Origin of the sequence: Mesorhizobium sp. M7A.F.Ca.US.014.04.1.1, from assembly GCF_003998745.1 — a bacterium.
Lineage (GTDB): Bacteria > Pseudomonadota > Alphaproteobacteria > Rhizobiales > Rhizobiaceae > Mesorhizobium > Mesorhizobium ciceri.
This window is the reverse complement of sequence record NZ_RZRW01001161.1, coordinates 1-943: the sequence shown is the minus strand read 5'-3', so window position 1 is coordinate 943 and position 943 is coordinate 1. Positions and strand designations below refer to the sequence as shown.

The following is a 943-nucleotide window of genomic DNA, read 5'->3' as shown; positions in this document are numbered from 1 at the left end:
ACCCGGCGCTCGCTCGACATGTCGGCGCTGAAGGCGGTGGTGCTCGACGAGGCCGACGAGATGCTCGATCTCGGCTTTCGCGAAGACCTCGAATTCATCCTCGACGCCGCTCCGGCCGAACGCCGGACGCTGATGTTCTCGGCCACGGTGCCGCGCTCGATCGCCACGCTCGCCCAGGGCTATCAGCGCGATGCGGTGCGCATTTCGGCCGCCGGCGAGGAGAAGCAGCATCTCGACATCGAATATCGGGCGCTGAGCGTCGCCCAGCCCGACCGCGAGAACGCCATCATCAATGTGCTGCGCTATTACGAAGCCAAGAACGCGCTGGTGTTCTGCAACACGCGTGCCGCCGTCAATCATCTGACCGCGCGCTTCAACAACCGCAACTTCTCCGTCGTCGCCCTGTCGGGCGAGCTCAGCCAGAATGAGCGCAGCCATGCGCTGCAAGCGATGCGGGACGGCCGCGCAAAAGTCTGTATCGCCACCGATGTCGCGGCGCGCGGCATCGACCTGCCCAATCTTGAGCTGGTCATCCACGCCGATTTGCCGACCAACCCGGAAACGCTGCTGCACCGCAGCGGCCGCACCGGCCGCGCCGGGCGCAAGGGCGTCAGCGCGCTGATCGTGCCCAACAGCGCCCGCAAGCGCACCGAACGGCTGTTGCAGAACGCCGGCCTCAAGGCGACATGGGCGAGCCCGCCCTCGGCCGACGACGTGATGCGGCGCGACGACGAGCGCATCCTTGCCGATCCGGCTTTCGATGAGCCGGTGAAGGAGGACGAGCGCTCCTTCATCGACGCGCTGCTCGCCAGGCATGGCGCCGAACAGGTGGCCGCTGCCTTCGTGCGCCAGTGCCGCGCCAGCCGCTCGGCCCCCGAGGACCTCATGGAGATCGCGCCCTTCACGCCGTCGCGTGAAAGACCGGCGGGCGAAGGTTTCGCGC

General features: G+C 67.8%; 1 protein-coding gene. It reads left to right on the top strand.

What is annotated here, in order from left to right; all coding sequences use genetic code 11:
* Positions 1–943: DEAD/DEAH box helicase (locus EOA22_RS35295; RefSeq protein ID WP_164756254.1), on the top strand; the 943-nt coding region annotated here is incomplete at both ends.